Source organism: Anaerococcus sp., from assembly GCF_030825785.1.
GTDB lineage: Bacteria > Bacillota > Clostridia > Tissierellales > Peptoniphilaceae > Anaerococcus.
Map to the genome: position 1 here is coordinate 1 of NZ_JAPJPG010000063.1, position 6,797 is coordinate 6,797.

Consider the following 6,797-nt stretch of genomic DNA (forward strand, 5'->3'; position numbering starts at 1 on the left):
GCTAAATATAAGATCATATCTTTCTAATTATAAGCTCATAGATAAGTCATCTACCATAAGAGGAAAAAATATAAGAAAAACACTTAATGAAATTAGGAAAAATCCAGTTTTAGAAAGTGAAATCATATCATATCTTTCAAATAATCCAAAAGTTATCCGTGCCTATCTTTTAGGAAATAAATATATGGACCTTGTAAGTGAAAATCTTAAGATAAGATACGTCTTAAGGAATTTACTAGACCTAGATGGCTCCTTTAATTACTTGAAGATAGAAAAATAAATATGTATTTGGGTAAGATATTAGTAGATACTAAAAGAAAGGTTATAAGATGGAAATTACAGATAAGTTTGAAATAAATAAGACTGGCAAACTTATGGATTTTTCTATAAGACATAAGGAAATTCCTATAAAGCTAAGTCCAGATTTAGATGAAGCCATAAAGATGCTCTTGTGGTATGTGCCAAATATTACTTCAGAGCAGGCTAAGGAAAACGAGCTTCTCCTAAACCCAGAATACGACGATTATATCTTCAAAGACATAATGGCTTCTATGAAATTAGAAGATAGAGATGTGCTTTTTACTGAGGAGATTAGTGAGAAATTAGCGAAAAAATTCGAGGGTAAGGTAGTGGTAGATGAGCAAAAGCTTATAATGACCCTAGCTGATTCTAGTGAAACAAAGACCATGGCCCTTTTACGTCATATAAGAAATGCCATAGCTCACGGTAATTTCAATGTGATTAATGACCTTGTCATTGGATTTGATATTAAAAGATTCGGAGAGATAACCGAATATAGGGCAGTATTTAAGATAAATCCGACCAATCTCTTGAAGGCTTTAAGAAAGATTAACCTAGACTTTACTACGGAAGAATTCATAGCCAAGGCCTTTAGGAAATCTGGCTACAGGGTCGAGCCCTTCCAGGAAGAATTTGAAAGAAGTCATAGATTTGATCTCTACGCCAAGAAGAAGGATAAGCGATTTGCAATCGAGATTAAAAATTATGATTTTGAAAAAAGCTTAAAAGAGGATTTCATCAAAGAGATGATTGGAAAGATTTCTGACATGGATACTAGGCTAAGGCCAATACTTATCATAAACTCTTCTTATCTAACAGATAAAAGTAAGAATGATTTGATCAAAAATGATGTTATAATACTCGATATCAAAAATATAAAGAAGATGCAAAAGGGCAGAGATATGGTTTCTGAAATCCTTAGAGAACAAGAAGTTTACAAAAATTGTAGGTAAATTGAGAAAAATGGGTATAATAATATAGCGAGCATAGAAAATGCTTATGTATTTTAATTTTGAAAATGATTTGACATCATAAGGAGGAAAAATGACAGAAAATAATAACAGAAGAGCTAATAGGGCTTTTTATGAACAAGAAACAAGTCCTATCCAAGCAGGTAAAAACTTATCTTGGGGCTCAATCATAGCAGGTGCTGTAAGTGCAGCAGCAGTATTTGCTGTTCTAAGCCTACTAACAGCAGCACTAGGATTTGGTCTATTTGCACCAACAAGCGCCGACCCAATGGCAGGAATTGGAGTGGGTACTGGTATTTGGACAATAATTACCCTAATCATTTCATTCTGTGCAGGAGGATTTGTAGCAGGATATTCTGCAAGATCAACTGGTCTTCTTCATGGAGCTATTACTTGGGCAGTAACAATCCTACTACTAATAACACTAGTATTTAACGCAGTAGCATCTGCTCTAGGAATGGCAGGAAATGTAATTGGATCTGTAGCAGGGACAGCAGGAGATGCAGTAGGCAGTGTTGCAGGATCTGTTTCAAATGTTGCAGGAGATGCAGCAAGCAAGGCACTTGAAAGTGCAGGAGCTAGTATTTCAGATATTGATACAGAAGAACTTCAAGGAAATCTAGAAAAATATCTAGCTGATACAGAAGTTCCTGAACTTCAACCAGATTATCTAGAAGGACAACTTCAAGAATCTAGAGATGAAATCACAGCTGCAGTAAAAGACTTAGCAGTAAAACCAGAAAACAAAGATCAAATTATTAAAGATCTAACAGATTCTTTATCTGAAAGAGCAAAAACTATAGCAGATTCTGCTGATAAGGAAGCTATTGATAATGCTGTATCTAAGAACAGCGATCTTACAGAAGAAGAAGCTAGTGAAGTTTCTGAAAACATCTACAACGGATTGCAAGATGCTTCAAAAGAAGCTGAAAAGACAATCAACAATGCAAGTGAAGAAATCACAAGACTTTCAAATGAAGCAAGTGATAAGGTTGACGAGACTGTAGAAGGAGCCAAAGAAGGAGCAGAAGATGTTTCTAACAAGGCATCAGTTGGATCAGTACTTGTGTTTGTAGGACTTGTACTTGCCCTAGTAGTATCAGCTTATGCTGGTAGACTTGGTGAGAGAAAATCCAAAGAATTTGTTAGAAAATAATAAAAACTTAGGCCTTTAGGATTTCCTAAAGGCTTTTTCTGTGGGAAAAATTAAAGTGTATTATTAAAATTTCCATATTTATAGAAAATTTCTTAGGAAAAATCCCTTAGATGAAATCTCTTTCTAATTGAGAATCTCTAAGGGATTTTACAAATTTTTATTTTACTATTTCCATTATTGCCTTATCTGGATTTTCGCTATTTATCCTTTGATCATATTCTAATATCTTATCTTCACCAGCCGTAATTTCAGTATTTATGGCAAGGATTAGTCCAGCATGGTCTAAAAGCAAGAGATTAGGTGATAAGAAATCTACTCTATCCTTAGGAGTTTTATCTGAACTTAAGGCGTTTTTAATCGTGTATGCTCCGTTATCCTTAAGAATCGATGCGAATCTTATAGCTTGGTTTGCAGTATTTTCGTTAGTTAGGACGAAGATTTTTCTTTTCTTGAAATCATCCTTTTTCTTAAGTTTAAGCTCAATCTGATCGTAGTAGGTATAATCATCTAGGTCAAATTTACTTACTTCGTTGTTGTACTTAATAGCGAGATTCTTGACCTTGCCAGTCGTATAGGGACTTTGATCATTTGCCTTCATATCAGTGAGCTTATTTTCAAATAGGCTTCCCCTGTAGAAGAAAATATCTTTTTCCTCATAGTCCTTGTCCAAAAAGTAAGTTACAAACTCATTGACAAAGGCTGAGTCTATGGATGTATTATTAGATAAGTCAAAGACGATTGATTCTACTGATCCCTTTTGAAGTTTATCCGCAATTAAATCAAGATCAGAGTCAACATTTTTGGAATTAAAGTCAGGAAGCCTAACAATTAAAGTTGAGGCCTTAGGCCTATCAATTATCATATCCTTGTTGATGTTTTCCTTATTAATCATCCTCTTATATCTATCGACAGCTTGATCATTGCCAAGAACTTTGGCTATATTTGTATCCTTTCTGTTCTTATAGTAGTTGAATAGATTGTTATAAGTATCCTTATCCAGGATGAAAGTTTTTGGATCTTCTAGGATAGCTAGGCTTTCACTAATAGTGTCGAAGTATTCCTGGTCAGTTTTTGAATTTCCCGCTCTTTTTCTTAAACTATCATGGGACTTAGCGAATTGGTTAAAATAATCTTTATTATCCTTACTTACTGGATAGTTTCTAATTATAGCTTCGTAGAGCTTATCGTAATCAGCGAGTTTTTCGGCACTAGTAAGGCTTCTGCCATCGGTATTTCCTACGAAGATATTTTCTGTAAGTCCTTCTAAGACCTCGTCCCTAAAACTAGGATAGCCAGGGGACTTGTAGGTATTAAATTTCCTAAAGATAATGCTTCCTACAGCAAAAATAATGGCAAGGAGGATTAGAAGTAGTATCCTTCTTCTTCTAATAACCTTTTTTCTGCGAAGTCTTTGTTTTCTTGTAAGAGGCCTTCGTCGTCTATCTTTCTTTTCACTTTTTACTATTCTAATTTCGCTTTTTCTCTTGCCTTTATCAGATCTTTTCTTATTTTTTCTCATAATTCACCGCACTTATTTCTTGAAAGTTAGGATAAAGCTCGTACCTTCGTTAATCTTACTTTTGACGTCAATTTTTCCATTCAAGGCTTCTACGAAGTTTTTGCTAATAGCAAGACCTAGGCCCACTCCATTAGTTTTGGTATTTCTAGAATCATCTATCCTAAAGAATCTTTCAAATATCATATCGAGCTTATCGCTATCAATCCCAATTCCATCATCAGAGATCTCTATAAATACTTTCTTGTTGTATTCGTCAAGCTTGATTTCTATATTTCCATCTCTGTCTATGGCTTTTATGGCATTAGATAGGATATTTTGTATTACTTGAAGAAGCTTATTTCTATCTGTCACCAAGTAAACTTCAGGCTTAATATCTTTAGTAAGGCTAATATTTCTATTTATGAAATTTGCCATAAAACCATTTGCAATTCCATCTAGCAAGCGGGATATATTAACTCTTTCGAGATTAAGCTTAGTCATCTCCACGCTTTCATTGAAGGAGTCCTTGAGACCATCTATAAGGACCTGTAGTCTATTGATTTCTCCATTTAGGCTTTGGACAGTAGTTTGGTCAAACTCCATCACACCATCATCTAAGGCCTCTATATAAAGTTTAAGATTGGTTAGGGGAGTCCTAAGCTCATGAGAGATGTCTTGGGCATAACGCATCCTTATATCTTCTTGCTTTTTTAAAGATTTAGATAGGAAGTTTATATTATTTTGTAGATTTGAAATCTCACTAATATCACTTTCTTCATCTGCTAGGCTTTCATAGATTCCTTCTTTGATCTTTACAGTAAAGTCATTCATCTCTACAATAGGTTTTGAAATATTGGTTGACAGGATAATAGCTATAACAAAGCCTATTATAAGAGAGCTTGTTATAGCATAGATTACAGCCTGTCTAAAATCGTCCTGGAGCCTATTTACAGTCGTATAATCAACAGAATATTCTACTAAAATCTTTCCCGCTTCTTGTTTCTTATCGGCATTAAAGACATTGTAGGATTTGCTCTTGATATGATCAGGATCATCAGTCTTAAGGGAATGGATATATTTAATAAGATTTCCATCTTGATCGTAATACTTGATATTGACATTTTGCTGCTTGCTTAGATCATTAAGATAAGCCCACATACCTTCAGATGAAATATTTTCGTCGTTATTAAGTCTTATAAACCATTCGCTTACTAGATTCGGCTTTTTATCGTCTACGATTTTTAAAAGGTCCGAGTATTTTAAAGTGACGAGCAGGGTTATAAGGATTGAATAAATCAATATACAAGCAAGTACTCCTGCGATGAAGTTTTTGATTAACTTATTCCTTAACGAGGTCATCTACGCCACCGGATTTGTAACCCATACCATAGATTGTCTTGATGTATTGAGGTCTTTTCGGATTGTCCTCGATTTTTTGTCTAATATTTTTGATATGAGTATCAATTGCCCTGTCGTAGGCATCATAATCTAGACCAAAGGTTAGCTCAATTATCTCATCTCTTGTAAAAATCTTGTTTGGACTTGAAAATAGGGTCTTTACAATAGAAAATTCATTCTTAGTGAGGGAAATTTCCTTGCCATCTTTTAAGAATCTATTGTATTTAAGATCCATAAGAAGTCTTCCGTCATTTGTCTTGATAATATCTGCCCTAGGAATATTGTATTTTTCGATCCTTCTAAGAACAGCCTTAACTCTTTCTACAAGTTCCTTATTAGAAAAAGGTTTGGTTACATAATCATCTGCCCCGAGCCTTAAACCTTGGATCCTATCGAATTCCTCGACCTTGGCAGAGGTAATTATAACAGGAACCTGGGATTTATTTCTAATATCTTTCAAGACTTCTTCTCCAGAAAGCATTGGAAGCATGAGATCAAGTATCACAAGATCAATCTCTTCCTCATTAAAAATCTCTAAAGCCTTAACACCATCGAAGGCCTGAAAGACTTGGTAGCCGTCTTTTATCAAATAATTTTTAACTATATCAGATATAGTTTTTTCATCTTCTACTATTAAAATATTTATATCTTTCATTCTTTTTTTTTCCTCTCCATTAACTATTATAACATAAGAATTATCTTTTAATACATTGTACCTTGTATATAAAAAAATGTTTAAAATATAAAAATAAGGATATAAATATATTAGCAGCAAAGGTGTTGCTAATTAGATTATAGATAAGTACCTAGTACTTTTGAAAGGAGAAATTATGGGTAATTATGGAATAATAGCTTCAATTATTATCGGAGCAATTGCAGGTTGGATTGCAAGTAAAATTATGGGTAAAGATGCTCAAATGGGAACTGGTGCAAATATCATCGTCGGAGTAATCGGTGGTGGAGTTGGTAACTGGATATTTAGCACTTTATTTAACTCAGCAAACCCAGGACTTGTAATGCAAATCGTATACGCAGTAATCGGTGCAGTAATCCTATTATTTGCTTACGATAAGATTACTGGCGCAAAAACTAAATAGTTAAAGAGAAATTAACTTCCTAGCTTAGGCTGGGAAGTTTTTTGGTGGAGAAATTTATTTTTTATAAAACTTTTGAGACGGCCTAACTTAAATAAAATAGGAAGATTTCCATGATTGATATTAACCTTGGATTAAAACAATAATGAAATTCTTATTCTTTAATCCAAGACAAAATAGATAAAACTAAAAGACCCCGCAGAGGGGGACTTCTAGTTGCCTAATCCAGAATTGTTTTCTGTAGATTCCTTATTTAATAAATTATCAAGGGCGTCACTTGTGGAATTATTAGTTCCACTATTACTTTCATTTTCTTTCTCGCCATTATTATCTTTATCTTTATCTTTATCTTCGTTTTTATCCTTGTCCTTGTCCTTGTC

At 33.9% G+C, this 6,797-nt stretch carries 6 protein-coding genes and 1 pseudogene; 4 read left to right on the forward strand and 3 right to left on the reverse strand.

Annotation, left to right across the window (positions count from 1 at the left end):
- The 3 genes and pseudogenes from RCH56_RS07225 to RCH56_RS07235 form a co-directional block, all read left to right on the forward strand.
- Window positions 1–280: pseudogene (locus RCH56_RS07225) on the forward strand (DEAD/DEAH box helicase); the annotation flags it as partial.
- 49 nt (window positions 281–329) lie between these two features.
- Complete coding sequence (locus RCH56_RS07230; RefSeq protein ID WP_306484307.1) at window positions 330–1,253, forward strand: restriction endonuclease; 924 nt, start codon at window positions 330–332, stop codon at window positions 1,251–1,253.
- Between the two features lie 91 nt (window positions 1,254–1,344).
- Window positions 1,345–2,427, forward strand: a complete 1,083-nt coding sequence (locus tag RCH56_RS07235; RefSeq protein ID WP_306484308.1) for a hypothetical protein — start codon at window positions 1,345–1,347, stop codon at window positions 2,425–2,427.
- A gap of 157 nt (window positions 2,428–2,584) precedes the next feature.
- Here the strand turns inward: RCH56_RS07235 and RCH56_RS07240 are convergent, their stop codons facing one another.
- The 3 genes from RCH56_RS07240 to RCH56_RS07250 are packed head-to-tail and all read right to left on the reverse strand — an operon-like array spanning window position 2,585 to window position 5,978.
- Window positions 2,585–3,946 (reverse strand): S41 family peptidase, encoded by a 1,362-nt coding sequence (locus RCH56_RS07240; protein WP_306484309.1) that lies wholly within the window; start codon window positions 3,944–3,946, stop codon window positions 2,585–2,587.
- Between the two features lie 12 nt (window positions 3,947–3,958).
- Window positions 3,959–5,284 carry a cell wall metabolism sensor histidine kinase WalK gene (locus tag RCH56_RS07245; protein WP_306484310.1) on the reverse strand — a complete coding sequence of 442 codons (1,326 nt, stop codon included), beginning with the start codon at window positions 5,282–5,284 and terminating at the stop codon, window positions 3,959–3,961.
- On the reverse strand, window positions 5,265–5,978 hold the full coding sequence (locus RCH56_RS07250) for a response regulator transcription factor (protein ID WP_306484311.1): 714 nt from the start codon (window positions 5,976–5,978) through the stop codon (window positions 5,265–5,267). Before RCH56_RS07250 ends, RCH56_RS07245 begins: the two co-directional genes overlap by 20 nt.
- A 175-nt stretch (window positions 5,979–6,153) precedes the next feature.
- Between RCH56_RS07250 and RCH56_RS07255 the strand changes: the two genes are divergently transcribed.
- Window positions 6,154–6,420: a GlsB/YeaQ/YmgE family stress response membrane protein gene (locus RCH56_RS07255; protein WP_306484312.1), complete on the forward strand. Its 267-nt coding sequence runs from the start codon at window positions 6,154–6,156 to the stop codon at window positions 6,418–6,420.
- Window positions 6,421–6,797 lie beyond the last annotated feature (377 nt).

Coding starts and splice junctions, on each gene's coding strand:
- RCH56_RS07255 (WP_306484312.1), top strand. CDS start 6,154: ATGGGTAATTATGGAATAATAGCTTCAATTATTATCGGAGCAATTGCA.
- RCH56_RS07240 (WP_306484309.1), bottom strand. CDS start 3,946: ATGAGAAAAAATAAGAAAAGATCTGATAAAGGCAAGAGAAAAAGCGAA.
- RCH56_RS07230 (WP_306484307.1), top strand. CDS start 330: ATGGAAATTACAGATAAGTTTGAAATAAATAAGACTGGCAAACTTATG.
- RCH56_RS07250 (WP_306484311.1), bottom strand. CDS start 5,978: ATGAAAGATATAAATATTTTAATAGTAGAAGATGAAAAAACTATATCT.
- RCH56_RS07245 (WP_306484310.1), bottom strand. CDS start 5,284: ATGACCTCGTTAAGGAATAAGTTAATCAAAAACTTCATCGCAGGAGTA.
- RCH56_RS07235 (WP_306484308.1), top strand. CDS start 1,345: ATGACAGAAAATAATAACAGAAGAGCTAATAGGGCTTTTTATGAACAA.